The following is a 26,081-nucleotide window of genomic DNA, read 5'->3' on the forward strand; positions in this document are numbered from 1 at the left end:
GGATTCAGACGATGGAAGAGCTTATCTCCCCCGGTATCTACAACCTGATCATCTTTGTGCTGGCGATTTATGTCGGTTATCACGTGGTCTGGAACGTAACACCCGCATTGCACACGCCGCTGATGGCCGTGACCAACGCCATTTCCGCGATTGTCATCGTCGGCGCCATGCTGGCTGCCGCGCTGACCGTCACCCCGTTGGGCAAGACTATGGGCACACTGGCCGTGGCCTTGGCGGCGGTGAATGTTTTCGGTGGCTTTCTGGTCACCCGCAGAATGCTTGAAATGTTCAAGAAGAAAGCCCCAAAAGTAAAAGAAGAGGCGCCCAAGTAATGAGCATGAACCTCGTGACGACGCTCTACCTGATCGCGTCGATCTGTTTCATCCAGGCCCTCAAAGGCCTCTCGCACCCGACCACTTCGCGGCGCGGCAACCTGTTCGGCATGCTCGGCATGGCGCTGGCGGTACTCACTACCGTCGGCCTCATCTATAAGCTGGGGGCTGAACTGGCGACTGCCGGTATCGGCTACGTCATAGTTGGCCTATTGGTTGGCGGTACCGCCGGCTCGATCATGGCCAAGCGTGTTGAAATGACCAAGATGCCCGAGCTGGTCGCGTTCATGCACAGCATGATCGGCCTGGCAGCGGTGTTCATCGCCATTGCCGCCGTGGTCGAGCCGCAGTCCCTGGGCATCGTCAAGCACTTGGGCGATTCGATACCGGCCGGTAACCGCCTGGAACTGTTCCTCGGTGCCGCTATCGGTGCAATCACCTTCTCCGGCTCGGTGATCGCATTCGGCAAGCTGTCGGGCAAGTACAAGTTCCGCCTGTTCCAGGGCGCACCGGTACAGTTCGGCGGCCAACACAAACTGAACCTGGTGCTCGGCCTCGCAACCCTGGGCCTGGGCCTGGCGTTCATGTTCACCGGCAACCTCACTGCGTTCGCGCTGATGCTGGCCTTGGCCTTCGTGCTGGGTGTGCTGATCATCATCCCGATTGGCGGCGCCGACATGCCCGTGGTGGTGTCGATGCTCAACAGCTACTCCGGCTGGGCAGCGGCGGGCATCGGTTTCTCGCTGAACAACTCGATGCTGATCATCGCCGGTTCCCTGGTGGGCTCCAGCGGCGCGATCCTGTCGTACATCATGTGCAAAGCGATGAACCGCTCCTTCTTTAATGTGCTGTTGGGCGGTTTCGGCAATGCGCCGGATGCTGGCGCTGCGACGGGCTCCAAAGAAGCACGCCCGGTGAAGTCCGGCTCCGCTGATGACGCCACCTTCCTGCTGACCAACGCGGACACCGTGATTATCGTCCCAGGCTACGGCCTTGCGGTCGCGCGGGCACAACACGCGCTCAAGGAGCTGACCGAGAAGCTGACCCACCACGGCGTCACCGTAAAGTACGCGATCCACCCGGTGGCGGGCCGTATGCCAGGGCACATGAACGTATTGCTGGCCGAGGCCGAAGTGCCTTACGACCAGGTGTTCGAGATGGAAGACATCAACTCCGAGTTCGGCCAGGCCGACGTGGTGCTGGTATTGGGCGCCAACGACGTGGTCAACCCGGCCGCCAAGAACGACCCGAACTCACCCATCGCCGGCATGCCGATCCTCGAGGCGTTCAAGGCCAAGACCATCATCGTCAACAAGCGCTCGATGGCCAGCGGCTATGCGGGCCTGGATAACGAGTTGTTCTACCTGGACAAGACCATGATGGTGTTCGGTGATGCCAAGAAGGTCATCGAAGACATGGTCAAAGCCGTCGAGTAACACTGCGCCAGCGCAATACCCGAAACCCTGGCCTCACGTAGGCTGGGGTTTTTTTATGGTTCCCCCGTTCTGCGTGGAAACGGGGTGTTCCGCGTCCCGCTTTGCACACACATGAAACCCGACCAAAGGCTCTAAATCGCGACCTGGCATTCGACCATGGTAGCGGGCCGAAACTTTTTGAAATCACTACACTGCCCACCTTGCTTTCCGTAGCCAGAGATAACAATTCATGTACCGTGATCGTATCCGCTTGCCTTCGTTGTTGAACAAGGTCATGAGCGCGGCAGACGCCGCTGCACTGATCGAGGACGGCATGACCGTCGGCATGAGCGGCTTCACCCGTGCCGGTGAAGCCAAGGCCGTCCCCCACGCCCTGGCCGAACGCGCCAAGACTTCGCCGCTCAAAATTACCCTGATGACCGGCGCCAGCCTGGGCAATGACCTGGACAAGCAGTTGACCGAAGCCGGCGTACTGTCACGACGCATGCCCTTTCAAGTCGACAGCACCCTGCGCAAGGCGATCAATGCCGGCGAGGTGATGTTTATCGACCAGCACCTGTCGGAAACCGTCGAGCAACTCCGCAACAATCAGCTCAAATTGCCAGACATCGCCGTGATCGAAGCCGTCGCGATCACTGAGCAGGGGCATATCGTGCCCACCACTTCCGTAGGCAACTCGGCCAGCTTCGCGATTTTTGCCAAACAGGTGATCGTCGAGATCAACCTGGCGCACAACCCGAACCTGGAAGGGCTGCACGACATCTACATCCCGACCTACCGGCCGACGCGCACGCCGATCCCGCTGGTGAAAGTCGACGACCGTATCGGCAGCACCGCGATTCCGATCCCGCCCGAGAAAATCGTCGCCATCGTCATCACCAACCAGGCGGACTCCGCCTCCACGGTAACGCCGCCTGACAGCGACACCCAAGGCATCGCCAATCACCTGATCAACTTCCTCAAGCAAGAAGTCGATGCCGGGCGCATGACCAACAAGCTCGGCCCGCTGCAAGCCGGCATCGGTAATATTGCCAACGCGGTGATGTGCGGATTGATCGAGTCGCCGTTCGAAGACCTGACCATGTACTCGGAAGTGTTGCAGGATTCGACCTTCGACCTGATCGACGCCGGCAAGCTGAGCTTTGCCTCCGGCAGTTCGATTACCTTGTCGGAGCGACGCAATGCCGATGTGTTCGGCAACCTGGAGCACTACAAGGACAAATTGGTGCTGCGCCCGCAGGAAATTTCCAACCACCCTGAAGTGGTACGGCGCCTGGGCATCATCGGTATCAATACCGCGCTGGAGTTCGATATCTACGGCAACGTCAACTCCACCCACGTCTGCGGCACGCGGATGATGAACGGCATCGGCGGCTCCGGGGATTTCGCCCGCAATGCGCACCTGGCGATCTTCGTCACCAAGTCCATTGCCAAGGGCGGCGCAATTTCCAGCGTGGTACCGATGGTCAGCCATGTGGACCACACCGAACATGACGTGGACATTCTCGTCACCGAAGTAGGCCTTGCCGATCTGCGGGGCCTGGCGCCACGGGAGCGCGCTCGGGTGATCATCGATAACTGCGTGCACCCAGCCTACCGCGATGCCCTCAACACTTACTTCGATGCCGCCTGCGCCATCGGTGGGCATACGCCGCACATCTTGCGCGAAGCACTGAGTTGGCACATTAACCTGGAAGAAACCGGGCACATGCTCAAGGCTTGATGAATACAGATCCGGGCTGATGCAAATACAGTTTCATCAGCTCGGTGAACCCACCCGCACTTATGGAAAAAACTGTACTGCTGTACTGGTCATTTCCTACCGAAATATCCCACACACCAACTCAAAAATGCCTATTTCGCACCTTTTAAGTGCGCACAGGTACAGTTGCCCCAATTTCGTACCGTACAGCCTCGCTAAACAGTTAACTGGCCTCTCACAATACAGGTGAACTGTATCTAGAGAGTCTTGCCTCGGAGGAGGATCATTGGCATCAGTTAAACCACTACCTAATCCCGCCACAAGCGGAAGGATGTCATCATGGAACGTACACTCAGTTCCGAACTGTTCTTCGAAGAAAAAGCTGTAAACACCCAGGCTTCCCTGCCTTTGCGCGTTCTCGCCAACCTGATGTTGTGGCAGCGCCGCATCTCCAGCCGCCACCAGTTGGCTCGCCTGGATTCGCGTCTGCTGGCTGACGCCGGTATCAGCGAAGCTCAACGCTACGAAGAGCTGAGCAAGCCGTTCTGGCGCTAAGTGGCGCCCGCTGGCCCTGACCTGACGGGTCCACTGCCAGCACCCTGATTTGTCAAAGCAAAGCCCGCCCCGGGTAACCGGAGGCGGGCTTTGTTGTATCTGCGACAGCGCATTGGAATGGCTCAATCCAAACCTACAGATACAGTTTAAAATTAGCAAAATATGACAGGTACAGTTTAATTGCAGGCTTCCGAATAGCCCGGCACACGCCTAATATCCACTCACCACGTGGCGAACCCTGTAGAGCGTGCGTCTGATGCTCGACAGTCCCAGTCCGTTTCATTGTGGCCGTTTCGCGCCACCTTATTATCCGTCTACAGGAGTTACCCCATGTCCCGTCTTCGCCTGCTGTGCACTGCCGCTGTGCTGACCCTGGCTGCCAATGCCAACGCGAGCAGCCTGATCATGACGACCGACTCGATCGTCGGCGCTCTGAAGGCAACCTCCGATGCCACGTCTGATGCCACTTCATCCCTGCGCGACAACAAGGTCGTACAAGCAGCCCGTGACGACGCCGCCAGCTTTGTCGCCAGCGAAGGCGCCATCCGTGGCGTGAAACTGGAAAGCGCCCTGGCCCAGATCCGCCAACAAGCGCCGCAATTGAATACCGCTACCGATGCACAGCTGGCACAGGCCATCCTGGCTATCTGATCCACGGCAACCAGACGGGGCGCCCGCCGCTCCCGTCTGGCTCGGTGCTGGCTCTCGCCCGGCCGTTGCGCTAGCCTTGGCGCTCGCTTTCAGTTGTCGAGTCCCATGGCTTTTTCATACCGTTCATTGATTGTTCCTGTACTGTTTTGCGCCTGCTGGTCACCCATGGCTTGCGCGTTGGATGTGTCCACCCAGAGCACTGTTGTCAGCGTGTATGCCACCAGCAAAGTGACCTCTGCGCCGTTCGACAATAAGTTGGTCATGGCCGCTCGGGATGATGCTGCCGCTTTCATTGCCACTGACGGCCAATGGCGGGGCGCACGCCTGGAGTCCGCGCTGGACTATCTACGCCGCGCCCAGCCAAAACTTCATGCAAGCGACCTTGAACTGGCGCAGGCAATTCTCGTCCAATAATCATCGTTGTATTTCTATCTTTGTCATTGGAGTCACCCCATGCGTAGCCCGCTGATCGTCGCCGCCCTCGGCCTGCTGTTTTTGGCCGATGTCGCCCAGGCGCAAACCTTGAAGGCCACCAGCAACATCGTCGTGCGCGCCTCGGCGCGCACCATTGATTTCACCTCGGACACCACCACCTCCATCCGCGACTCCAAGATCGTGCGCGAAGCCCACGATGACGCCGCCAGTTTCGTCGCCACCAATGGCGAGATCCGTGGCGCCCAGCTGGAAGCCGCGTTCGATACCCTTCGCACCCGCGTGCCAGAAGCCCGTGATGCCAGCGACCAGACCCTCGCCGAAGCTATCCTCGCTCTGTGAGGCGTCTCAAAACCTGGCTCCTGGCCGGGGCCGTGCTGCTGTGTGCAAGTACAGCCCAGGCCGGCCTGCAACTGCGGCTCAAGACCCAAGGCTTGAGCCCAGCCGAACAGCAGGCCAGCCAGGCATTGCTCGATGAAGCACTGCGTTCCTTGCCACCGCGCTTTGTCGAGCAGCTGGATCGACGTATCGATGTCGGCTGGACCGACAAGATGCCTGAAAACGCCTACGGCCAGGCATCCCTGGTGTCCGAGCTGGACCTCAACCAGAACCTGCTCGCCAGCCTGACTGACGGCAGCGCCGCCACCCAGAAAACCAATCGCCCCCACGGTACCGTGCGCCGGGAGATGCTCGCCACCGTGCTGCATGAACTGACCCACATCTATGACCGTGCGCGCCTGTGGTCCAAGGACGAGCGCACGCTGATCCAGCGCTGCAGCCGCCAGAACAACATCACCGGCTTGATCGGCTTGCCCGACCAGTGCCGTGGCCAGAACGACCGCCGCTTTACCCTCAGTGACGACCCGCGCCTGCTGGACCTCGCCGGCTGGCCACAATATGTCGGTCGCCGCGGCGAGCGTGAGCAGCACAACCATCAGGTGGTGCGCAGCCCGGACATCTACGAAACCACCAGCCCACTGGAATTCGTAGCGGTCAACATGGAGTACTTCCTCCTGGACCCCAGCTACGCTTGTCGCCGCCCCGCGCTGTTCCGATATTACAAGGATCACTTCGGCTGGGCACCGCCCGTACAGGACACCTGCGCCAGCACCTATGCCTTCCTGAACGCGGGCAACGATTTCGCCAAGACGCCCCTGGGCCAGATCGATCCGGAGCGCGTGTATGAAATCGACTATCTGCTGGCCGAAGCCAACCAGAACCTGGTGAGCCGTTGGGGCCATAGCATGTTGCGCCTGGTGATTTGCGCTCCAGGCCGCCCGCGTGGCCCGGATTGCCGGCTGGATCTGGACCGGCATCTGGTGCTGTCTTACCGTGCCTTCGTCGGTGACGTCCAGCTGTCCAGCTGGGATGGCCTGGTGGGCAAATACCCGTCGCGGCTGTTCGTACTGCCGCTGGCCCAGGTCATTGATGAGTACACCAAGACCGAACTGCGTGGCCTGGCGTCGGTGCCGCTGAAGCTCAGCCGCCAGGAAATCAACGACACCGTCGAACATGCGGCTGAGATGCACTGGAGCTATGACGGTAACTACTTCTTTATCTCCAACAACTGTGCGGTCGAAAGCCTGAAACTGTTGCGCAGCGGCAGCGCCAACCCGCAATTGACCGGCCTGGACAACATCACCCCCAACGGCTTGCTGGAAGTGCTCAGCGCCCGCGGCCTGGCCGATACCAGCGTATTGAATGACAAGCGCGAGGCACTGCGGCTGGGGTATCACTTCGACTCGTTCCGCGAGCGCTACCAGGCCATGTTCGATGTGCTGCGCAAGCAACTGCCGATCAAGCAGACCCAGGTCGAAGACTGGTTGTCCCTGGATGCGCAAGCGCGTCGCCAATGGTTCAGCCAGGCCGACCTGCGTACCAGCGCCGCGCTGTTGCTGCTGGAGCAGGCCAGCTATCGCAAACAACTGATGCTCGCCCAGGATGAGGTCAAACAACGCTATCTCAATGCCCGCGAGCTGAAATACGGCGGCATGGAGAAAGCCAACAACACGCTGCAGCAAATTCTCGCCAACAGCGGCTTCCTGAGTCGCCCGGCCGAGTTGCTGGACAGTGGAGGTTATGGCCTGCCGCAACCCTCAGAAGCCAAACGCCTGGAATCGGAGAGCGCCGAACGCCAGAAGCAGTTGCAGTCGTTGACCGGCGAGCTGGATAAAGAGGTGAGGGCGCTGCTCGATCCATCCCGCGCCGCCGAGATTGCCGCCTGTGAAGCCAACCTCAAACAAGTAGGTGAACACCTACGAGCGCTGCATAAAGCCGCCGGTGGCCTCGAGCTGCCCTGAACACCACTGTGTAAGCTGGCTTGCCCTTGTAGGAGCGAGCTTGCTCGCGAAAAACTAACAGGCGCCGCGTTTCTATAGGAAGCGCGCGTTAACGTTGACGTTTTTCGCGAGCAAGCTCGCTCCTACAAAAGCAAGCCAGCCACATTTTGTTCTGCGTCAACCTGAAGAACGAGTGCCTGCCCTTCATCAGCTGTTTTCTCAGCGAAAGCTGGCTGAAAGCTTCCCCGTCTAGGATCGCCCTCACTGCCGGCAACAGACCGGCTGTTAACAACAACAATGGTGATTCCCGATGTCCGCTCGTACCCGCCTGTTCGCTCCAACTCCACCCGTACGCCTCGTGCCTTTCGTTCTGCGCTGACCGCCACTCGGTCCGCCATTCCCTAGCCGCGCTACGCCTGGAGTATTCCTATGCTGACTTTCCTTGGCTTTGCCATGGTCATCACGTTCATGTTCCTGATCATGACCAAGCGCCTGTCCGCGCTGATCGCCTTGATCATCGTGCCGATCCTGTTCGCGCTGTTCGGCGGTTTCGCACCGAAGATCGGCCCGATGATGCTCGAAGGCATCACCAAGCTCGCGCCGACCGGCGTGATGCTGATGTTCGCCATTCTCTATTTTGCCTTGATGATCGACTCCGGCCTGTTCGACCCGGCCGTGCGCAAGATCCTCAAGATGGTCAAGGGCGACCCGCTCAAGGTGTCGGTCGGCACCGCGGTACTGGCCCTGGTGGTATCCCTGGACGGTGACGGTGCCACCACCTACATGATCTGCGTCGCGGCCATGCTGCCGCTGTACCAGCGCATCGGCATGAGCCCAAGGATCATGGCGGGCCTGATCATTCTCGCCGGTGGCGTCATGAACATGACCCCCTGGGGCGGCCCGACGGCACGCGCCGCCAGTGCGCTGCATGTAGACCCGTCGGACATCTTCGTACCGATGATCCCGGCCATGGCCGCCGGTGTGGTGGCGATCCTGGTGATTGCCTACATGTACGGCAAACGCGAACGTGCGCGCCTGGGTGAATTGCACCTGCAAGGCGACGAGATCGACCACAGCGAAATCAGCGTGTCGCAATTCCCCGACGCCCGCCGTCCGAAATTGATCTGGTTTAACGGCGCCCTGACCCTGGCGTTGATGTGCACCCTGATTGCCGGCCTGTTGCCGCTGCCGGTGCTGTTCATGGTGGCGTTCAGTATCGCCATGATCGTCAACTACCCATGCCTGCAGCAGCAAAAAGACCGCGTCGCGGCTCACGCCGGTAGCGTATTGGCGGTGGTGGGCTTGATCTTCGCCGCCGGTATCTTCACAGGCATCCTATCGGGCACCGGCATGGTTGACGCCATGTCCAAGAGCCTGTTGGCGGTCATCCCAGAAGCGATGGGCCCTTACCTGGCGGTGATCACCGCGCTGGTAAGCATGCCGTTCACCTTCTTTATGTCCAACGACGCGTTCTACTACGGCGTACTGCCGGTACTGGCCGAAGCTGCCAGCCATTACGGCATCACCGCGGTGGAAATGGCGCGGGCGTCGATCGTCGGGCAACCCGTGCATTTGCTCAGCCCACTGGTACCCTCGACGTACTTGCTGGTTGCTCTGGCGGGTATCGAATTCGGCGATCACCAACGCTTCACACTCAAGTGGGCAGTGTTGGTGTGCCTGTGCATAATGTTCGCCGCATTGCTGATGGGGATTTTTCCGCTGTTCAGCACTCTATAATCGTACCGACTCACTCACCGCGCGGCGCTACAGCTTGCGCGGTTAACACTTGCTCAAAGGAATACACATGGAATGGCTGACCAATCCGGAAATCTGGATTGCCTTCTTCACCCTGACGGCCCTTGAGATCGTCCTGGGCATCGATAACATCATCATGATTTCGATCCTGGTCAGCCGCATGCCCAAGCATATGCAGGCACGCACTCGGATCTTCGGCCTGGCGTTGGCCATGGTCACGCGCATCCTGTTGCTGCTGTCGATCACCTGGGTCATGCAACTGACCGCCGACCTGTTCGTGGTGTTTGGCCAGGGCATCTCCGGTCGTGACCTGATCCTGTTCTTCGGTGGCCTGTTCCTGCTGTGGAAAAGCTCCCAGGAGATGTACCACGCGCTGGAAGGGGAAGATGAAACCCAAGACGAGCCCAAAGGCGCCGGTGGCAAGTTCATCTACACCATTATCCAGATCGCCATCATCGACATCGTGTTCTCCCTGGACTCGGTGATTACCGCCGTCGGCATGGTTTCCCACGTGCCGGTGATGGTTGCCGCCATCGTCGTTGCGGTATTGGTGATGATGCTGGCTGCCGGCACTATCAGCGAGTTCATCGACAAGCACCCGTCGCTGAAAATGCTGGCGCTGTCGTTCCTGCTGGTCGTGGGTACCGTGCTGATCGCTGAATCCTTCGACGTACACGTGCCAAAAGGCTACGTCTACTTCGCCATGGCGTTCTCGCTGGCGGTGGAAGCGGTGAATATCAAGATGCGTACCGCCATCGCGAAAAAGAAGAAACAGCAGGACCCAGTGAAACTGCGCAAGGACATTCCGGGTCAGTAGATTTGACCCGCGAGTGATCGTTCCCACGCTCCGCGTGGGAATGCCCTCTCGGACGCTCCGCGTCCGCAAAGTGACGCAGAGCGCCACAGGATGCGTTCCCACGCCGAGCGTGGGGAACGATCTTCATGACAGTTTTGTTTCAATCCCGAGTTTAGCTATGCGATGCTGGCGCAGAGCCCATTCGCCAACTACAGCTTAGGTACAAGACGTAGAGCGGCACGCGGTAACTTTCCTTCGCTCCTGCTGGAGCGCACCCACACGGGGGGCCGAGCATGCTGACCTTGCTCAATCTGCTTTCCGCCGTGACCCTGCTTATCTGGGGCACGCATATCGTCCGAACCGGCATCCTGCGGGTCTACGGTTCCAATTTGCGCCAAGTCATCGGGCAGAACATGTCCAAGCGCTGGCTGGCATTTGTCGCCGGTATCCTGGTGACGGCCATGGTGCAAAGTAGTAACGCCACCGCGATGCTGGTGACTTCGTTCGTCGGCCAGGGGCTGATGAGCCTCACGCCGGCCTTGGCCACCATGCTTGGCGCCGACGTCGGTACGGCCTTGATGGCGCGGGTGCTGACGTTCGATTTGTCCTGGCTGTCGCCGCTGCTGATATTCCTCGGGGTGATTTTCTTCCTGTCGCGCAAGCAGACGCGGGCAGGGCAGTTGGGCCGGGTCGGGATCGGCCTGGGCCTGATCATCCTCGCGCTGCAACTGATCGTCGAAGCCGCCGGGCCAATTACCCATGCCCAGGGCGTCAAAGTCATCTTCGCTTCGCTGACCGGCGATATCTTGCTGGACGCCCTGGTCGGCGCGCTGTTCGCCATGATTTCCTACTCCAGCCTTGCTGCGGTGTTGCTCACGGCCACCCTGGCCGGTGCCGGCGTGATCGGCTTGCACGTGGCCATCGGCTTGGTGATCGGCGCCAACATCGGCAGCGGTGTACTGGCTTTTCTCAGCACCAGCATGCAAAACACTGCCGGTCGTCAAGTGGCCCTGGGCAGCCTGTTGTACAAATTGATCGGTCTGTTGCTGATCATTCCGGTGCTCGACCCGCTCGTAGGCTGGATGGACGGCCTGGACTACAGCGTCCAGGGCATGGTCATCACCTTCCACCTGCTCTACAACGTCAGCCGCTGCCTGATCCTGTTACCCACCATCGGGCCCATGGCACGCCTGTGCGAATGGCTGCTGCCGGAACGCCCCGAAACCAATGGCAAGGCCAAGCCACGCCATCTGGACCTGGCCTCATTGAATACCCCAAGCCTGGCCCTGGCGAACGCCGCCCGCGAAACCCTGCGCCTGGGTGACTTGATCGACAATATGCTCACTTCGATGCAGGAAGTGCTGCGCGGCAATCAAACCGCCGTTACCCAAGAAATGCGCAGCCTGAGCGATGACGTCGAAGCGCTCTACAGCGCGATCAAACTCTACCTGGCGCAAATGCCCCGTGAAGACCTGAGTGAACAGGACAACCGCCGCTGGGCCGAAATCATCGAGCTGTCGATCAACTTGAAATTGGCCGGTGACCTGATCGAACGCATGCTGCGCAAGGTCCAGCAACAGAAGACCTCGCAGCGCCGGCAATTTTCCGAAGTGGGCCTGGAAGAACTCAGCGGGCTGCACAGCCAGTTGATCGCCAACCTGCGCCTGGGCCTGTCGGTGTTTCTCAGCGGCGACCCGGAAAGCGCCCGCCAATTACTGCGCGAAAAGCGCCGCTTCCGCGCCCAGGAACGCCGCCTGGCCCACGCCCATGTCAGCCGCCTGCAGCGCAAGATCGTGCAGAGTCTGGAAACCAGTTCCCTGCACTTGGAACTGATTGCCGACATGAAACGCTTGAACTCGTTGTTTTGCAGCAGTGCTTATGTAGTGTTGGAAACGTCCGACACTGGCGCGCTCTCGGCTGAAAGTATTGCCGACATTACCCATTCGCCCTGAACGTACGCCCGCGAGCGAAGTCAGTTAACAGTGGACCTCATTCGCCAGGAAGCTTGTTATGCGTCGCCTGTTACTCGCCTGCCTGCTCTTGGGCTCGGTACACGCCTTTGCCTTTGACCGCCTGCAAGTCGAGGGCTACACCTTGCCCAACGGCCTGCAACTGCTGCTCAAACCGGGCACCGAGCGTGGGCATGTCGCTATTCGCCTGGTGGTTGGTGTGGGCCTGGACGACTTCGGTTGCGAAGAAAAAGAGCTGCCGCACTTGTTCGAGCACTTGCTGTTCAGCGGTATCGACGGCGGCGGCGAAGGCGACCTCGAAGACCGCATGCAAGCCCTGGGCGGCGAGTGGAACGCCTACACCAGCAACGCCGACACCACCTTCGTGATCGAGGCGCCCGCGCAGAACCAACGCAAGGTGCTGGACCTGCTGCTGGCAATCCTCACGCGCACGCAACTGACCGACGCCCATATCAATGCCGCCAAGCAAGTGGTGGAGCGCGAAGACGGTGGCCATTATTCACACTTGCAACGCCTGCTGGATCGCCAGGACCTCGGTCACAGCGCCAGCAACCAACTGGCCGTGGAGTTGGGCCTCAAGTGCGCCGAACGCGCCGAGGTCAGCCACCTGACCCGCGACCAGTTGGAGAAGCTGCGCAAAGAATGGTACGCGCCGAACAACATGACCCTGATCGTCGTCGGCGATCTCGACAAACTGCTGCCCGCCTACCTGGAACGCACCTATGGTCAACTCGACCCAGTGGAGCCGAGCGAACATCGCCCCCTCCCGGAAATCCAGCATACCGCCGCCAGCCACCGCGACCTGATCCGCGGCTGGGTGGGCGATGGCGCCAAGCTGCACTGGCTGTTCCCAGAGCCTGTGCTGGACGACCAGCACGATGAAACCTACAACCTGCTCAAGGACTACCTCGACTGGGCGCTGTACCGGCAACTGCGCCTCAAGCACGGTTTGTCCTACGGCCCATGGGTGGAACGCGAAGTGCTCGGCGGCGTTGGGTTCCTCAGCCTGAATGCCGACCTTGAGCGAGAAAACCTTCCTGAAGCCGAGCAGGTCTTGCAAGACCTCAAGGCCCAGTTGCTCAAGGATGGCCTCGACCCAACGGTATTCACACGCCTGCAACAAGCCGCCATTGCCCGCCAAGCGTGGGCAGTGCAAGGCAACAGCGCACTGGCCGACTATTACTGGAGTGCGGCCGGCGACTACTCCAATGGACGTTTCAGCGACCCGGTCAAACGCATCAAGACCGTGAGCCTGGCACAAACCAACCAGGCCATGCGCGAAGCGTTCCAGCAGCCGGGCTACTGGCGCATCGAAAAACCGCTGTTGAGTTATGACGCCTTGACCTGGATCGGTGCGGGCGTACTGGGCCTGATCATCCTTGGTTTGATCGGCCTGAGGCTTTATCGCAAACCTGTTGAGTAATGAGGCACAGAATATCGGGCCAAGGCGTTATTCTGTCTGAGATTTTTCCCACAACCAGTGAACCGCCCATGCCGAACTTGCCTCCCCTCATCCAGCGCGTTATAGAACTGATCAAGCGCTACCCAGGGGTGATCGCACTCGGCGGTTTCATCTCGGGGGTGGGCAGCTTCATCCTGGTAGACCGCCAGCAGGGCATGGCCAGCTGGATTGCGGTGATCATGCTGGTGAGCTGGTTGTGGCTGATGCTGGAGAACAGTTTTACGCAACTGTTCACCAAGGTCTTCAATCGCGAGATCCCTGAACCGCTGCTGCGCTACGCCACCCAGATGATCCACCAGGAAAGTCTGTTTTTCGTCCTGCCGTTCTTTTTCGTCACCACCGCCTGGAACAGCGGCCAATCGCTGTTCACTGGCCTGCTGGGTGCGGCGGCGCTGGTGTCGATCATCGACCCGCTGTATTACAAATGGCTGGCGCCCAAACGCTCGCTGTTCCTGGCCCTGCACACCCTGACCCTATTCGCCGCGTTGCTGACCGCGCTGCCGATCATCATGCACCTGACCACCGCCCAGAGTTACAAACTGGCGTTGGGCGTGGCCATGGTCCTGTCGATCCCGAGCCTGGCCGTCAGCCTGCCGCTGCGTAGCCTCAAGGGCTGGGCGATGCTGCTGGGGGTAACGGCCGCCATCGGCTGCGCCGGCTGGTTCCTGCGCAGCTGGGTACCGCCCGCCACCCTGTGGATGACCGAAGTCGCCATCAGCACCCAACTGCAAGACCGCACGCCGGGCGACGACCTCAAGCAAGTCACCGCCGCCCAATTGCGCAGTGGTGGGCTGTATGCGTACACCGCGATCAACGCGCCACGCGGGCTTGATGAGCGGATCTACCATGTGTGGAAATTCAACGGCCAGGAAGTCGACCGCATTGCCCTGGACATCCATGGTGGGCGCAAGGAGGGCTATCGCGCCTGGACCCACAAGCAGAATTTCCCGGGTGATGCCGTGGGGCGCTGGCAGGTGCAGGTGCTCACCGAAGACGGCCAGGTCATCGGCGTTCTGCGCTTCAAGGTGATAGACACAGCACAAGCGGACAACCCAAAGTAAGCCGGATCGTGCTATTACGTAGCAATTGTGGATAGCCAAACAAGCTCGGAGCTTATGACCACTCGCACGACGGCCGGCGCGGCCCATCTTGATACGTCCAGCACCCCGCCTTCGCTACGGATTACCGGCGACTGGACGCTGGCCCACTACGCCCACCTGAAGAAGCTGTCGGCCACACTCGACGGCCAATACGACGCCGGCGCCCGCATTGACCTCAACGGCCTCGGTGCGCTGGATACCGCCGGCGCCTCGCTGCTGGTGGAGCTGCTGGGCCCTGCGCGCATCGAACATTCTGCCGAACAAACTGACTGCACCCTGGCAGCCGCCGACCGTGCACTGCTCAAGACCGTCTACCGCTCCCTGAATGACTTTTGCGTACCGGTCAAAGAGCCGGAAGAGGCCGCCGGCATTCAAGTGTTGGCCCGCATCGGCCGCGCAGTAGACACGGTCTGGCAAGACGCAATGAAGCTGTTGGGCTTTATCGGCCTGATCCTCGAAACCTTCGCCCGCGGTATTTGGCGGCCCAAGCGCTGGCGCCTGACGCCTATGGTCGCCCACATCGAACAGACGGGCCTGGATGCGGCGCCTATCGTCGCGCTGCTGACCTTTCTGGTAGGCGCCGTCGTGGCCTTTCTCGGCGCCACCGTGCTCAAGAGCTTCGGCGCGACGATCTTTACCGTGGACCTGGTGGCCTTCTCCTTCCTGCGCGAATTCGGCGTGTTGCTTACCGCAATCCTCATCGCCGGCCGTACCGCCAGTGCATTCACCGCGCAAATCGGCTCCATGAAAGCCAACGAAGAAATCGACGCCATCCGTACCCTGGGCCTGGACCCCATGGAGCTGTTGGTATTGCCGCGCGTGCTGGCGCTACTGGTGGCGTTGCCGATGCTGACCTTCCTGGCGATGCTCTCGGGGATCGTCGGCGGTGGCGTGGTGTGTGCGGTGGCCCTGGATATTTCGCCGGCGATGTTTCTTTCGCTGCTGCAATCGGACATTGGCGTGCAGCACTTTCTGGTGGGCATGGTGAAGGCGCCGATCTTTGCGTTTTTGATCGCGGCCATTGGTTGCCTGGAAGGTTTTAAAGTCAGCGGCAGTGCCGAGTCGGTCGGCGCGCACACCACATCGAGCGTGGTGCAATCGATCTTTGTAGTGATCGTGCTGGATGCGGTCGCGGCGATGTTTTTCATGGAGATGGGCTGGTGAGTCGTCTACACCGTGCGCCCACTGAGGCGGTGATTGAAGTGCGTGGCTTGTGCAATCGCTTTGGCAGCCAAAGCGTGCATGAGAACCTCGACCTGGATTTGTACAAAGGCGAGATCCTGGCGGTGGTGGGGGGCTCTGGCAGCGGTAAATCCGTGTTGTTGCGCAGCATCGTTGGCCTGCGGCGCCCCAGCGAAGGCGAAGTACGGGTGTTCGGCAAAAACCTGCCGAGCCTACCTGAACATGAACGCTCACTGGTAGAACGCCGCTTTGGCGTACTGTTCCAGAAGGGCGCGCTGTTTTCCTCGCTGACGGTGACCGAGAACGTGGCCCTGCCATTGATCGAGCACGCCGGCCTCAGCCGCGCCGATGCCGAGCACTTGGCGGCGGTCAAGCTGGCCCTGGCGGGGTTGCCGCTGTCGGCGGCCGATAAATACCCGGCCTCGTTATCCGGCGGCATGATCAAACGTGCCGCCCTGGCCCGCGCACTGGCCTTGGACCCGGACATCCTGTTCCTGGACGAACCCACCGCCGGTCTCGACCCCATTGGCGCGGCGCAATTCGACCAACTGATCCTCACCCTGCGTGATGCGTTGGGCTTGAGTGTGTTCCTGGTCACCCACGACCTCGACACGCTGTACACCATCACCGACCGTGTGGCGGTGCTGGCGCAGAAGAAAGTGCTGGTGGCCGACGCCATCGATGTCGTTTCGGAAACGGACGACGCCTGGATTCACGAATATTTCCACGGCCCCCGGGGCCGCGCGGCATTGGATGCCGCTCAATCGCTCAACGAGGTATGACATGGAAACCCGAGCCCATCATGTGATGATCGGACTGTTCAGCGTAATTGTGGTGGTCGGGGCGATGCTGTTTGGCCTGTGGCTGGCCAAGTCCAGCGTCGATACCGCCTTCCAGGATTACGAAGTGATCTTCAACGAAGCGGTCAGCGGCCTGTCCCAAGGCAGTGCGGTTCAGTACAGCGGCATCAAGGTGGGCGATGTCATCAGCCTGCGTCTGGACCCCAAAGACCCACGCCGCGTCCTGGCGCGCATCCGCCTGGCCGGGCAAACGCCAATCAAGGAAGACACCCAGGCCAAACTGGCCCTGACCGGTATCACCGGCACCTCGATCATCCAGCTCAGTGGGGGCACCCCGCAGAGCCCGGAGCTCAAGGGCAAGGACGGCAACCTGCCGGAAATCATCGCGTCGCCATCGCCTATCGCACGCCTGCTCAATAACAGCAACGACCTGATGACCAGCGTCAACCTGCTGCTGCACAACGCCAACCACCTGTTCTCGCGGGAAAACGTCGAACGCCTGAGCAACACCTTGGATAACCTGCAACAAACCACCGGCGCCATTGCCGAGCAACGCGGCGACATCAAGGTGGTGATGCAGCAATTGATGCAGGTGAGCAAACAGGCGGGCGCGGCGCTGGAGCAAACCACCGTGCTGATGCGCAGCGCCAATGGTTTGCTCAGTGAACAAGGCAAGCAAGCCTTCGGCAGCGCCGAGCAGGCGATGAAATCCCTGGAGCAAAGCACCGCCACCATCAATACCTTGCTGACCAATAACCAGGACTCGGTGAACAGCGGCATGCAGGGCCTCAACGAACTGGCGCCAGCCGTGCGCGAGTTGCGTGAAACCCTCGGCTCGCTGCGCGCCATCTCCCGCCGTCTGGAAGCCAACCCCAGCGGTTACCTGCTGGGCAGCGACAAGAACAAGGAGTTCACGCCATGAAGCGTGCGTATCACATGATCGTCCCCATGGCCCTGGCACTGGTCAGCGCGTGTTCGATCCTACCCAAGCCGGACCCTTCGGACGTGTACCGCCTGGCGTCCACCCAGCCGGCCAGCCAAGGCACGCCGGTGAGTTGGTCGCTGCGCGTGACCAAGCCGCAGACCAGCGAGTTTCTCGATAGCCCGCGCATCGCCGTAGTGCCAGATGGCAACTTGATCAGCAACTACGCGAATTCACGCTGGAGCGACCCGGCGCCTGTGCTGCTGCGTAATCGCCTGCTGGATGGCTTCCAGCGCGACGGGCGCGTGACGTTGTTGAGTACCGACGAGACCAACCTGCAAGCCGACTATGAACTGGGCGGGCAGTTGCAGGCGTTTCAGAGTGAGTATCGAGGCAAATCGGTGGAGGTGGTGATTCGCCTCGACGCGCGATTGGTGCGTGGGCGTGATCACAGGATTATCGCCAGCCGCCGGTTTGAAGTGAGGCAGCCGGTGAGTGACGCCAAGGTGCCAGCGGTGGTGGCTGCTTTTGGCCAGGCTGGGGATCAGTTGAATAAGCAGGTGGTGGATTGGGTAGTCAGCCAGGGCAATACCGCTCTGAAACCTTGAAGGCCTCATCGCAGGCAAGCCAGCTCCCACATTTTACTGCGTTCACACATCAAACTGTGGGAGCTGGCTTGCCTGCGATAACGATTGTGGCCTTAACCAAAAAACCAGTAGCACACCGAAATAGCCGCGACCACACCAGCAAACTCCGCGAACAACGCACATCCCACCGCATGCCGCGCCCGCTGGATGCCTACCGAGCCGAAGTACACGGCCAGCACATAAAACGTGGTTTCAGTACTGCCCTGTATCGTCGCCGCCACCAACGCCGCAAAGCTGTCCACACCCTGGGTCTGCATGGTCTCGATCAGCATCGCCCGTGCCGCACTGCCGGAGAACGGCTTGACCATTGCGGTCGGCAGAGCGTCGACAAAGCGCGTATCCAGGCCCGTCCAGGCCACCACATGGCGAATCCCTTCCAGGCCGAACTCCAAGGCGCCCGAGGCACGCAACACGCCAACCGCACACAGCATCGCCACCAGATAGGGCAGTAGGTTCTTGGCTACGTCGAAGCCTTCCTTGGCGCCTTCGACGAATGCCTCGTACACCTTGACCTTGCGCAACGCGCCGATCACCAGAAACAGCATGATCAAGCCAAACAGCGTGAGGTTGCCCAGGATCGACGACAAACCGGCCAGCGCTGTGGCAGACAGGGTCGCCAGCAGCGCCATGAAGCCGCCCAGTACCAGCGCGCCGGGGATCAGATAGGCCAGCACCACCGGGTCCCACAAACGCAGGCGCTGCATCACCGCCACCGACAGCAGGCCCACCAGCGTCGAGGCGCTGGTGGCCAGCAGGATCGGCAGGAACACCAGCGTCGGGTCCGCAGCGCCTTGCTGGGCGCGGTACATGAAGATGGTCACCGGCAACAGCGTCAGCGAGGACGCGTTGAGCACCAGGAACAGGATCTGAGCGTTGGTCGCCGTATTGGGGATGGGGTTGAGCTCTTGCAGCGCCTTCATGGCTTTCAGGCCGATGGGCGTGGCGGCGTTGTCCAGGCCCAGGCCGTTGGCGGCAAAGTTGAGGGTGATCAAACCGATCGCGGGGTGCCCGGCGGGCACTTCCGGCATCAGGCGGCGAAACAGCGGGCCGAGGGCCTTGGCCAGCCAATCGACGATCCCGGCTTTTTCCGCAATCCGCAGAAAGCCCAGCCATAACGTCAGGGTACCGAACAGCAGCACCATGACCTCCACCGACAATTTGGCCATGGCGAAAATGCTTTCGACCATCGCCGCGAAGATCCCGGCGTTACCGCCCACCAGCCATTGCGCCAGTGCTGACACCATTGCCACGACAAAGAAGCCAAGCCACAGGCCATTGAGCATCAGATAAGTCCCCCGAAAGATGGGGCGAATGATAACGGGGCTGGCAGAAACGACAAACCCCGGAATTTTCCGGGGTTTGTTTTCGATCAATCTGCAATCAGCTACGGGTGGCTTGTGCCGTAGCCAGGGCTTCCTTGCTGCGCCAGTGCGGCAGGGAATTCCAGTAGCGCTCGCCCTTGGCGTCGTCGTACATGCCTTCCCAACGGGAGATAACCAGTACGGCCAAGGCATTGCCGATCACGTTCAGGGCGGTACGCGCCATGTCCATCACACGGTCGACACCGGCGATAAACGCCAAGCCTTCCAGTGGGATGCCCACGCTGCCCAGCGTCGCCAACAACACCACGAAGGACACGCCCGGCACGCCGGCGATACCTTTGGAGGTCACCATCAGGGTCAGTACCAGCATCAGTTGCTGGCCGATCGACAGGTCGATGCCATACAGCTGGGCAATGAAGATGGCCGCGATGCTCTGGTACAGGGTCGAACCGTCGAGGTTGAACGAATAGCCGGTCGGCACCACGAAGCTGCAGATCGCTTTCGGCGCGCCGTAGGCTTCCATCTTCTCGATCACACGCGGCAGCACGGTTTCGGAGCTGGCGGTGGAGTAAGCCAATACCAACTCATCTTTGAAGATGCGGATCAGCTTGAGGATCGAGAAGCCAAACAGGCGTGCGATCAAACCCAGGACCGCGAAGGCGAAGAACAGGATCGCGACGTAAACCAGGATCACCAGCTTGGCCAGCGGCAGCAGCGAGGCGAAGCCGAAGTTGGCGACCGTCACCGCGATCAGTGCAAATACACCGATAGGGGCGTACTTCATGATCATGTGGGTGACTTTGAACATGCTCTCGGACACGCCCTGGAACATGGTCACCAGCGGTTCGCGCAGTTCAGGCTTGAGACTCGACAGGCCCAGGCCGAACAACACCGAGAAGAAGATGATCGGCAGCATCTCGCCACGGGCAACAGCGGCGAAGATATTCGAGGGGATCAAGTTGAGGATGGTCTCGATGAACGCATGTTCATGCTGCACTTCGGCGGCAGTCGCCTGGTACTTGGAGATATCGACGGTACCCAGGGTACTCATGTCGATGCCAGCGCCTGGGTGGAACAGGTTGGCGAGCAACAGGCCCACCACGATGGCGATGGTGGTGACGATTTCGAAGTAGAGGATGGTTTTGACGCCGATACGACCGAGCTTTTTCGCGTCGCCTACACCGGCAATGCCGACGATCAGCGAAGAAATCACAATCGGGATCACGATCATCTTGATCAGGCGGATAAAGATATCGCCCGCCGGCTGCAACACATTGCTGATCCACCAGGCCTTTTCAGCACTGAAATGGTTGAGCACGGCACCGATTGCAATGCCCAGTACCAAACCGATGAGGATCTGCCAGGCGAGGCTTAGCTTTGCCTTCTTCATGTCATTACCCTTGCTTCAAGTGGACTTACGGCAAATGCGCCAGCTGCAACGCTCGAAAGCGAAAAAGTGTGTGCATCTGCCTCCATGGAAGGTCACCGCAGCGTGGCCGAAATGGCTTACTGGCAGGCGAAAAAAGGCGCAACTATTCCCATGCAAGGGAGCGACGTCTAATGCCGTAAACGCCTACCCTATGCCGAATCGGCATGGCTTTTTTTGAAAATATTTGTCCAAACGGTCAGTTCGTATCCGCCATTCGAGCGGGTGAATATGCCGTTAAGCAGCCAAATCAGGCTCGCGCAGAGATACTGGACGACTTCGATTGGCTGGCAGAAATGTCTGAGAAATCCATTACCTAGGATCGGAAAGATCCTATAGCGCGATTGAAAAATTCTCGATAGATGGTCACACCGACATATCCGGTAATGGTTGGCCAGACGCAAAAAACAAAACTGCGGCTATAGGCGGCATGAAACGCGGGAATGAGAGTCGTAAGCCCGCCGCAAGTTCAGCAAGCTTGAGGTCTTGTGAACTTGCGTCGCAGCTTTTCGCCTGACCCGGCCCTTGCGCAGGTACTCCCTGTACCCGTAGGTCACGCCGATCCTGATCGATCAGAGCAACCCGGCCCCCTGGTCATGCATCACTCAAGGAACGATGCAAACAGAAAGAAGCACAAGGGCTTCCTTCTATGGACGCCGGCTCCGTCAGACGGAACCTAGTACCAATTCGGATCTTTCTTGAGCTGTTCCATCAGCAGCTTTTGCATACCCTCGTCCGGCTTACCGAGGAAACGGTAATCGGCGTGCCGTGTCGGGGACTTGTCCGCTGGCAAACCCGCCGGGACTTCCACCAACATGGCGTAGGCATCTTCCTTGTCGAGGCTGAAGGCAACGATCAGGCGCTTGTTCAGGCAGGTGTCTGCGGTTTCACAAAGCGGCCCGACCAAGTACTTGTCGCCATCTTCCTCAACGGCATTCATTTGCTCGGCCGTGCCCGACAGGTTCATCACCCATTCGGGCAGGCGTTCCTCTTTCTTCACCACGTCTTGCCAGGTTTCACGGTACTGCGGATCCGCGCTGAGCAATTCGTTAGCCCGGGATTGGCCGTCGTTGGCGGCCATGGCCAGGCCGCTGCCGCCAAACAGCAGGGCGGCAGCAAGGGCTTTAAAAGGCAGGCTGACCATATTCAACCTCGGCCTTTGCGACCAAAGAAGAACGAAGCGATAAACATCACCAGGAAGACCACAAACAGGATCTTGGCGATGCCGGTGGCGGTGCCAGCGATACCACCGAAGCCCAGGACTGCGGCCACAATGGCGATGATCAGAAATGTGATTGCCCAACTCAACATGGTGATTCTCCTTATGCTTCTATAGGGGTAACAGCGGTGATACCGTGCAGCCGCTCAACACGAGCGACATTTTTTACCTAGAACACCCAACGGTCATGGGCCGGCAGTTCGTCCAGAGTGGAACCCTGGTCTACCAGGCTCAATTGCGGGGCAGTCACATCGGCGCTGGCGCTGCCAATGGAACGAAAATGGGTCTGGGTCATGACAGGACGTTCAAATTGCGGGGCTGGCTGCGCACGCTCCTGCCAATGCTGCAACTGCTGGCCGGCAATCAACGTGACCATCAAGGCCAGGCTGGCGAACAGGCCCTGCTGCAAGCGCAGCGGCGATACACGCAATTGGCTGAGGCTTTGGCGAGTCATGCTGCATTACTCCCGCATTCTGATTATTCGTTCATGACGCTCTTGGGGGAGATATTGCAGAGTGCATGCCAGCTTTATTGCAAAATAAAACACAATAAAATCAAGCACTTACACTTGCTCGATAGATTCGTCGCCTAGCATCCTGCACGATGCCTCCTTGCAGGCCGTGCGAAATGCACGATGACCAGTGGGCGGAACCAGACACCTGGCGCGCACATCGAAGGATCGAAGAGCAACAAGTCCTGAAAATGTCCGCAAACCACGTCTGTAGGAAGGCGCGCAGATAGCTGCACGAAGAAGCCTTTTATGAATCAGAATAAACCATGCAACTTGCCCGATTATTCCGGGACTAAACACCATCACATTTATAGTTAAGGAGTGCGGGACAGATGGATTCAGCCAAGGAACTTCAAGGCCGCATTCTTTTAGTGGATGACGAATCCGCGATCCTGCGCACCTTCCGCTATTGCCTGGAAGATGAGGGCTACACCGTCGCCACCGCGAACAGCGCCGCCCAGGCCGATGCCCTGATGCAGCGTCAGGTGTTCGACCTGTGCTTCCTCGACCTGCGCCTGGGCGAGGACAATGGCCTGGACGTGCTGGCCCAGATGCGCGTGCAGGCTCCGTGGATGCGCGTGGTGATTGTGACCGCCCATTCGGCCGTGGATACCGCCGTGGACGCCATCCAGGCTGGCGCCGCCGACTATCTGGTCAAGCCTTGCAGCCCTGACCAACTGCGCCTGGCCACGGCCAAACAGCTGGAGGTACGTCAGCTCTCTGCGCGGCTGGAAGCGCTGGAAGGCGAGGTGCGCCAGCCCAAAGACGGCCTGGACTCCCATAGCCCGGCAATGATGGTGGTGCTGGAAACCGCGCGGCAGGTGGCCGGGACGGACGCCAATATCTTGATTCTCGGCGAGTCCGGCACCGGTAAAGGTGAGTTGGCTCGGGCGATACACGGTTGGAGCAAGCGCTCGAAGAAGTCCTGCGTGACCATCAACTGCCCATCACTGACCGCCGAACTGATGGAAAGCGAACTGTTCGGCCATAGCCGCGGCGCATTCACCGGCGCCAGTGAAAGCACCCTGGGCCGAGTGAACCAGGCGGACGGCGGTACGCTGTTTCTCGACGAGATCGGCGATTTCCCCCTCACGTTGCAACCCAAGTTGCTGCGGTTTATACAAGACAAAGAGTATGAGCGCGTGGGCGACCCAGTCACCCGCCGCGCTGACGTGCGCATCCTCGCAGCCACCAACCTGAACCTGGAAGACATGGTGCGCGATGGCCGTTTCCGTGAAGACTTGCTCTACCGCCTGAATGTCATCACCTTGCACCTGCCCCCGCTGCGCGAACGCAGTGAAGACATCCTGACCCTGGCTGACCGCTTCCTTGCCCGCTTCGTCAAGGAATACGCACGCCCGGCGCGCGGCTTCAGCGATAATGCCCGCGAAGCGCTACTGAACTACCGCTGGCCCGGCAATATTCGTGAACTGCGCAACGTAGTGGAACGCGCCAGCATCATCTGCCCCCAGGAGAAGGTTGAGATCAGCCACCTGGGGATGGCTGAGCAACCGGCCAACAATGCACCGCGTATCGGGTCGGCTTTGAGCCTTGACGAGCTGGAGAAAGCCCATATCGGCGCCGTACTTGCGACCAGCGACACACTGGACCAAGCGGCCCGCACACTCGGCATCGATGCGTCGACGCTGTACCGCAAACGCAAGCAGTACAACCTTTGAACAGGACCTTATGAAGCTCGCGATGAAACTGCGCACCCGGTTATTCCTGAGCATCTCAGCCTTGATTACCGTGGCTTTGCTGGGGTTGGTCCTGGGCTTGGTCAGCGTCATGCAAATGGCCAAGACCCAGGAATCGCTGATCCGCAGTAATTTCATCACCCTGGACCTGGGGCTCAAATTGCGTCAGAGCCTGGGCGACCAGTTGATCATGATGCTGGAGAAGCGTCCCGACCCAGACGCCCTGCAAGCCTCCAAGCAGCATTATTTCGATCTGTTGGATCAGGGCATCGCCCATGAGCAGGTCGACGGCAAAAACCATGGTTTCAGCCAGGCACGCTCGGATTACCAGAATCTGCTCAAGGCGTTTGACCAATCCCAGCAGACATCACCGCCTGCGGGCAGCAAGGAAAAGCTCACCGAGACCTTCAACATACTGCGCAACGGCTTGATCGCCGACCACAAGCGGGCCCTGGAAAATATCAGTACCAGTGAGCATAAATCCCGTGAGCGCGCCCTGTTGATAGCGGGCCTGCTCGGGCTGGTAGGGCTCGCGGTGCTGATCATCGGTTTCGTCACGGCCCATGGCATCGCCCGGCGTTTCGGTGGTCCCATCGAGGCCCTGGCCAAGGCCGCCGACAAGATCGGGCAGGGCGACTTTGAAGTCACGCTGCCGATCTCCTCCGCAGCGGAAATGAACCTGCTGACCCGCCGTTTCGGCATCATGGCCGAAGCGTTGCGCCAACATCAGGCCACTAACATCGATGAACTGCTGGCCGGCCAACAGCGCCTGCAAGCGGTGCTCGACAGTATCGATGACGGCCTGTTGATGATTGATCGCCAAGGCTGCCTGGAGCACCTCAACCCTGTAGCGCAGCGCCAATTGGGCTGGGATGAGGAGCGGCTGGGTCAAGGCCTTGGCGAAGCCATGGGTCGTGCGGAAATGGATGAACAGCTGCAACTGGTGCTGCGCGGCGGCAACCTGGAGCGGGCCCCGGACGATCTGGAGGTGGAAGTCGAGGGTGAGTTGCGCCTGCTGACCTACAGCCTGACCCCGGTTAGCCATACACAGGGGCACATTCTCGGGGCCGTGATGGTGCTGCATGATGTGACTGAACAGCGCGCCTTCGAACGGGTGCGCAGCGAGTTCGTATTGCGCGCCTCCCATGAGCTGCGCACGCCGGTTACCGGCATGCACATGGCCTTCGGCTTGTTCCGAGAGCGGGCCAAGTTCCCACCGGACTCCCGCGAGGCGGACCTGCTGGATACGGTGAATGAAGAAATGCAGCGCCTGATGCAGTTGATCAACGACCTGCTCAACTTCTCGCGTTACCAGAACGGCCTGCAAAAACTCACCCTGGGTACGTGCGATGTCACCGACTTGCTGGAGCACGCACGGGCTCGATTTGCTGAGCCTGCGAACGCCCAGCACATTGAATTGCTGGTGGAGGCCCAACCTGAGTTGCCACGGCTATATGCCGACCAAGTGCAACTGGAGCGGGTGCTCGACAACCTGTTGGGCAATGCCCTGCGCCACACCGCCGAAGGCGGGCAGATTCGCCTGCAGGCACGACGGCATGGCGAGCGGGTGATTATCAGCGTCGAGGACAACGGCGAAGGCATTGCCTACGGCCAGCAAGGGCGGATCTTCGAACCCTTTGTACAGGTGGGCCGCAAGAAGGGCGGTGCGGGCCTGGGCTTGGCACTGTGCAAGGAAATCGTGCAATTGCACGGCGGCCGCATGGGTGTGTACTCACGACCGGGGCAGGGTACGCAGTTCTATATGGCATTGCCCCTGTAGGAGCGAGAACCCTATAGCGAGCAAGCTTGCTTGCGCTGGGGTGCGAAGCGCCCCTCAAAAAAGCCGGCTCCAGCTTCGCTGTCGAACGGGAGCAAGCTCCCTCGC

24 protein-coding genes are annotated in these 26,081 nt (G+C 60.0%); 19 read left to right on the plus strand and 5 right to left on the minus strand.

Annotation, left to right across the window (positions count from 1 at the left end; translation table 11 throughout):
* Positions 1–11: 11 nt before the first annotated feature.
* The 17 genes from FXO12_RS17720 to lptE all read left to right on the plus strand — a co-directional run bounded on the left by FXO12_RS17720 (position 12) and on the right by lptE (position 17,982).
* Complete coding sequence (locus FXO12_RS17720) at positions 12–332, plus strand: NAD(P) transhydrogenase subunit alpha (RefSeq protein WP_003187417.1); 321 nt, start codon at positions 12–14, stop codon at positions 330–332.
* Positions 332–1,768 (plus strand): NAD(P)(+) transhydrogenase (Re/Si-specific) subunit beta, encoded by a 1,437-nt coding sequence (locus FXO12_RS17725; RefSeq protein ID WP_054920888.1) that lies wholly within the window; start codon positions 332–334, stop codon positions 1,766–1,768. The genes FXO12_RS17720 and FXO12_RS17725 overlap by 1 nt, the downstream gene beginning before the upstream one ends.
* A gap of 229 nt (positions 1,769–1,997) precedes the next feature.
* Positions 1,998–3,491, plus strand: coding sequence for an acetyl-CoA hydrolase/transferase family protein (locus tag FXO12_RS17730; RefSeq protein WP_003187414.1), 1,494 nt, complete (start codon positions 1,998–2,000; stop codon positions 3,489–3,491).
* A gap of 318 nt (positions 3,492–3,809) precedes the next feature.
* Positions 3,810–4,025 carry a DUF1127 domain-containing protein gene (locus FXO12_RS17735; RefSeq protein ID WP_003187413.1) on the plus strand — a complete coding sequence of 72 codons (216 nt, stop codon included), beginning with the start codon at positions 3,810–3,812 and terminating at the stop codon, positions 4,023–4,025.
* Between the two features lie 330 nt (positions 4,026–4,355).
* Positions 4,356–4,676: a DUF2388 domain-containing protein gene (locus FXO12_RS17740; RefSeq protein WP_034136006.1), complete on the plus strand. Its 321-nt coding sequence runs from the start codon at positions 4,356–4,358 to the stop codon at positions 4,674–4,676.
* Between the two features lie 105 nt (positions 4,677–4,781).
* Positions 4,782–5,090: a DUF2388 domain-containing protein gene (locus tag FXO12_RS17745; protein ID WP_057975167.1), complete on the plus strand. Its 309-nt coding sequence runs from the start codon at positions 4,782–4,784 to the stop codon at positions 5,088–5,090.
* A 39-nt stretch (positions 5,091–5,129) separates the two neighbouring features.
* Complete coding sequence (locus FXO12_RS17750) at positions 5,130–5,450, plus strand: DUF2388 domain-containing protein (RefSeq protein ID WP_003187408.1); 321 nt, start codon at positions 5,130–5,132, stop codon at positions 5,448–5,450.
* Positions 5,447–7,408: a DUF4105 domain-containing protein gene (locus tag FXO12_RS17755; RefSeq protein WP_057975168.1), complete on the plus strand. Its 1,962-nt coding sequence runs from the start codon at positions 5,447–5,449 to the stop codon at positions 7,406–7,408. Before FXO12_RS17750 ends, FXO12_RS17755 begins: the two co-directional genes overlap by 4 nt.
* A 408-nt stretch (positions 7,409–7,816) precedes the next feature.
* Positions 7,817–9,124: a CitMHS family transporter gene (locus FXO12_RS17760; RefSeq protein WP_003187405.1), complete on the plus strand. Its 1,308-nt coding sequence runs from the start codon at positions 7,817–7,819 to the stop codon at positions 9,122–9,124.
* Positions 9,125–9,191: 67 nt separating this feature from the next.
* Entirely contained in the window at positions 9,192–9,959 is a 768-nt protein-coding gene (locus FXO12_RS17765) for a TerC family protein (protein WP_003187403.1), read from the plus strand.
* A gap of 272 nt (positions 9,960–10,231) precedes the next feature.
* Positions 10,232–11,890: a Na/Pi cotransporter family protein gene (locus FXO12_RS17770; protein WP_003187402.1), complete on the plus strand. Its 1,659-nt coding sequence runs from the start codon at positions 10,232–10,234 to the stop codon at positions 11,888–11,890.
* Positions 11,891–11,948: 58 nt separating this feature from the next.
* A complete protein-coding gene (locus FXO12_RS17775) occupies positions 11,949–13,331 on the plus strand; it encodes a pitrilysin family protein (RefSeq protein ID WP_057975170.1) in 1,383 nt (460 codons plus the stop codon).
* A 68-nt stretch (positions 13,332–13,399) separates the two neighbouring features.
* Entirely contained in the window at positions 13,400–14,431 is a 1,032-nt protein-coding gene (locus FXO12_RS17780; RefSeq protein WP_003187399.1) for a DUF5924 family protein, read from the plus strand.
* 54 nt (positions 14,432–14,485) lie between these two features.
* On the plus strand, positions 14,486–15,634 hold the full coding sequence (locus tag FXO12_RS17785) for an ABC transporter permease (RefSeq protein WP_060772785.1): 1,149 nt from the start codon (positions 14,486–14,488) through the stop codon (positions 15,632–15,634).
* The gene (locus FXO12_RS17790; RefSeq protein ID WP_014716351.1) at positions 15,631–16,434 is read left to right on the plus strand and encodes an ABC transporter ATP-binding protein; all 804 of its coding nucleotides are present in this window, start codon (positions 15,631–15,633) and stop codon (positions 16,432–16,434) included. Before FXO12_RS17785 ends, FXO12_RS17790 begins: the two co-directional genes overlap by 4 nt.
* A gap of 1 nt (position 16,435) precedes the next feature.
* Positions 16,436–17,374, plus strand: a complete 939-nt coding sequence (locus FXO12_RS17795) for an MlaD family protein (RefSeq protein ID WP_003187394.1) — start codon at positions 16,436–16,438, stop codon at positions 17,372–17,374.
* A complete protein-coding gene (gene lptE, locus FXO12_RS17800; RefSeq protein ID WP_057975172.1) occupies positions 17,371–17,982 on the plus strand; it encodes an LPS assembly lipoprotein LptE in 612 nt (203 codons plus the stop codon). The genes FXO12_RS17795 and lptE overlap by 4 nt, the downstream gene beginning before the upstream one ends.
* 92 nt (positions 17,983–18,074) lie before the next feature.
* Here lptE and FXO12_RS17805 read toward each other — a convergent pair whose 3' ends face one another.
* The 5 genes from FXO12_RS17805 to FXO12_RS17825 all read right to left on the minus strand — a co-directional run bounded on the left by FXO12_RS17805 (position 18,075) and on the right by FXO12_RS17825 (position 22,442).
* Positions 18,075–19,304, minus strand: a complete 1,230-nt coding sequence (locus tag FXO12_RS17805) for a nucleoside recognition domain-containing protein (protein ID WP_054897227.1) — start codon at positions 19,302–19,304, stop codon at positions 18,075–18,077.
* A 97-nt stretch (positions 19,305–19,401) separates the two neighbouring features.
* Entirely contained in the window at positions 19,402–20,733 is a 1,332-nt protein-coding gene (gene gltP, locus FXO12_RS17810) for a glutamate/aspartate:proton symporter GltP (RefSeq protein WP_057975173.1), read from the minus strand.
* Between the two features lie 712 nt (positions 20,734–21,445).
* The gene (locus FXO12_RS17815) at positions 21,446–21,913 is read right to left on the minus strand and encodes an inhibitor of vertebrate lysozyme family protein (RefSeq protein ID WP_054897228.1); all 468 of its coding nucleotides are present in this window, start codon (positions 21,911–21,913) and stop codon (positions 21,446–21,448) included.
* 2 nt (positions 21,914–21,915) lie between these two features.
* Positions 21,916–22,080, minus strand: coding sequence for a DUF1328 domain-containing protein (locus FXO12_RS17820; protein ID WP_003187386.1), 165 nt, complete (start codon positions 22,078–22,080; stop codon positions 21,916–21,918).
* A gap of 77 nt (positions 22,081–22,157) precedes the next feature.
* Positions 22,158–22,442, minus strand: a complete 285-nt coding sequence (locus tag FXO12_RS17825; RefSeq protein WP_020301400.1) for a hypothetical protein — start codon at positions 22,440–22,442, stop codon at positions 22,158–22,160.
* A 389-nt stretch (positions 22,443–22,831) separates the two neighbouring features.
* Here FXO12_RS17825 and algB point away from each other — a divergent pair, with 389 nt between their 5' ends.
* Both algB and FXO12_RS17835 read left to right on the plus strand, forming a co-directional pair.
* On the plus strand, positions 22,832–24,178 hold the full coding sequence (gene algB, locus FXO12_RS17830; RefSeq protein WP_034129241.1) for a sigma-54-dependent response regulator transcription factor AlgB: 1,347 nt from the start codon (positions 22,832–22,834) through the stop codon (positions 24,176–24,178).
* Between the two features lie 10 nt (positions 24,179–24,188).
* Positions 24,189–25,976, plus strand: a complete 1,788-nt coding sequence (locus FXO12_RS17835) for an ATP-binding protein (protein WP_054897229.1) — start codon at positions 24,189–24,191, stop codon at positions 25,974–25,976.
* The last annotated feature ends 105 nt before the right edge of the window (positions 25,977–26,081 follow it).

Origin of the sequence: Pseudomonas sp. J380 (assembly GCF_009827115.1) — a bacterium.
Taxonomy (GTDB): domain Bacteria; phylum Pseudomonadota; class Gammaproteobacteria; order Pseudomonadales; family Pseudomonadaceae; genus Aquipseudomonas; species Aquipseudomonas paracarnis.